Below are 2,924 nucleotides of genomic sequence, written 5' to 3'. Positions count from 1 at the left end.
CGTCGGGCTTCACCTTCTCGAGATCCTGCAGACGCAGCCACTGGGCGGCGAAGCGCGTGCTGAGCGCCTCCGCGCGCTTGTCGGCGAGCATGCGCTTTACTTCGGCGTTGAACACCACCGGCTGCGAGAGGCGCCGCTGCTTCGCGAGCGTGAGCAACCGCTCGTCGGGGATGGTGCTCCAGAGGAAGAACGAGAGGCGCGTGGCCAGCTCGAGGTCGTCGATCTTGAAGTCCTTCCCCTCGGCTACGCCGGCCGGCGTGCGCTCGAAGCGGAAGATGAAATGCGGGCTGGCGAGGATGGCCTGCACCCCGAGGCGCACGCCGTCTTCGAAGCCGTACTCGCCGCCGGCCTTGACGCCCTTGTCGTAGAACGCCATGAGGGCCGTGCGATCGGTCTCATTGAGCGGGCGACGATAGGCGCGCGTGGCGAGACGCTCGAGAATGTTCTGGGCGCACGCCCGCTGCGCAGCCGATGCCGTGGGCGCACACGTGAACACACGACGACGGCTCGGCGAATCGGACAGGCCGAGCACCTTGGTCGGGCCGGTGACCAGCACGTCCATAAGGTAGGCCGGCTCGGTGGTCCCGGCCGAGCCGTTCCCCTGCGACGCGCGCGACCACTCGTGCGGCTTGATGAGATCCTCGTACGGGCCGTCGACGTTCTTCACGAAGCTCACACTCACCGTGCGCTGACCACCCTTGATGGTGAGCGGCTCGGTGAGGAGATAGTCGGCGCCGAGCGGCAGGTCGGCTGATTCGCTGTTGCGGTTGACGCCGCGATCGTAGCGCAGCAGCGCCACGCGCTCACCGTCGACCGACACGTCCACGTCTTCGGTGGGGCGACCCACGCCGCCACCCACGTTCACGCGCAGCTGGTAGATGCCGTCGGCCGGGAAGGTGTGCCGGACCACCATACCACCACGCGTACCATACGGAGTGCCCTCCACATGGTCCCAGGGGTGCTGCGACGCGAAGGGCGACGTCTTGTAGAGCGTCTGCGACACGACCGCCTTGCGATCACCCAGCGCCATGCGGCTCACCGCCGCCGCTGCGTTGAGGTAGCCCTCGAGGAGCGTGGGCGACAGCGCCTGCACGTCGGAGATGTTGTCGAAGTTGGCGCTCTTCTGGTCGAGCGGCAGCCAGTCACCAGCGTTCACCTGCACGCCGAGCAGGTCGCGCAGCACGCGCTCGTACTCAGCGCGATTGAGGCGCTGGAACGACCGCGTACCCGGGTTGACGGGCACGGCGTCCATGGTGCTCTCGAGCGTTTCCACGAGCGCGAGCAGCGTGTCGCCAGTCGGGCGCTTCGACCCCGGCGGCGGCATCATCTCCGCGCGCAGCTTGCGGATGATCTTTTCGGTGGCATCGCTCTGCGTGGCGTTGGCGATGCTGTAGCCCTTGAGGCTCAGATTGCCGCGGCGCATCGTGGCGTTGTGGCACGAGCCACAGTAGCGCTGCACCGTGCTGTCGAGCGCGGCGATGGCCATGCCGCGCGCGCCGAATTTTGCCGGCGCACGCGTGGGCGTGATGGCGCGCGACAGCACCGGATGCTTGGCCGCCACGACGGGACGCAGCGGAGGCGTCGTCGTCGCGCGAGCGGGGATGACGGGATCAGCCGTGAACAGCGACGAGACCATCGTCACTGTTGCGGTCATACCCGACCATGCGAGAAGAACCTTCATATCCAGCCACTCCACGGAGTGCACGCGCGCGGTAGTCGAGGCCACTCATAGTGGCGACAACCGACACGCGCATGCGTCGTCAACCTGCGGGATCCTGCGTTGACACAGTGGCACCACGACCGGCGGGAAGGAGACCGGCGTGGGCGTACAACACGGACGAACGATCAGGACACCTCGGACGCCATGAAAAACAGGGCATGCGTGGTGTACTCTGGAAAATTACGCGAAAGCGTTGCAACCCGCTGTGATTTCGTTGGATAGCGGGCGCTAAGATCACCCCGGGCGGCGCCCCACGGCGCATCGCCGCGGTCAGTCGGCGGCGATGACGCGGGGTCGGAGCACCGCCGCGAGCACCTCGTGCACCGGCGTCGGCACGCCATACTGCTGCCCCAATCGGATCACGGCCCCGGTTTGGGCGTCGAATTCGCTGGGGCGCCGCGCGATGAGATCGCGTGCCATGCTCGTGCGTTCGTCCGGTGGCAAACTATCGTAGCGCTGCCAAACCGCGGCTTTTGCACCCACTGGCCACGGTACTCCAACGGCTCGCCCCACCGCGATGACTTCCTCGAGCGCTTGGTCGACCAAGGCCCGCGTGTCCGGTGTGCTTCGTACGGGACCGAACGACTCGCCGGAGGCTGCCCCCACCACGCCGATCGGCTCGATGAAGAGGAACTTCTCCCACAGGGCGACGGCCATGTTGTCGGGGAGCAGGGCCTGCAGACCGGCGGCCGAAATGGCCTGCGCGATGGCCGGGATGGCGGCCGCCACGGCCGGCGCCGGCGGATGCCCCGCGCGCGGACCGAACTCGAGGAGCGGTACCACGGCGGTGTGTCGGACGTGCCCGGGGGCAGCCAGCCCGGCAATCACGCGGCAGACCCCTTCGACGACATGCTCGGGACCGAGGGCCTCGGCCAGCTGAATGCTGGCCTCCACGCCGTTCTGCGTCGGGATCACCACCGTGGCCGGCCCGAGGAGTGGAGCGAGCGAGGGGGCCACCGCCGCGACCTGCGTGGCCTTCACCGCGACCAGCACCAGGTCGACCGCACCAACGGTCGAAGGATCGTCGGTGGCCTGCACGGGCGAGAGGTGCACGTTACCGTGCACACTCTCGAGAAAGAGCCCCGTGCTGCGCAGCGTGGCCAGCGTGGCCGCGCGCGCGATGAATGTCACGTCGTGGCCGGCGGCGGCGAGTCGGGCGCCGAAGACGCCTCCCACCGCGCCGGCGCCAACCACGGCGATACGC

The 2,924-nt window shown here is 68.3% G+C and carries 2 protein-coding genes; both read right to left on the bottom strand.

Annotated elements, in window-relative coordinates; genetic code table 11:
- On the bottom strand, positions 1–1,681 hold a 1,681-nt coding region (locus tag ACIQ6O_RS15640; RefSeq protein ID WP_396208706.1), incomplete at its 3' end, for a DUF1592 domain-containing protein.
- 309 nt (positions 1,682–1,990) lie between these two features.
- Positions 1,991–2,924 (bottom strand): 2-dehydropantoate 2-reductase (locus tag ACIQ6O_RS15635; RefSeq protein ID WP_396208705.1); only part of this gene is annotated, 934 nt, incomplete at its 5' end.

The organism is Gemmatimonas sp. (genome assembly GCF_044345575.1).
GTDB lineage: Bacteria > Gemmatimonadota > Gemmatimonadetes > Gemmatimonadales > Gemmatimonadaceae > Gemmatimonas.
This window is presented reverse-complemented; position numbering and strand designations above follow the sequence as displayed.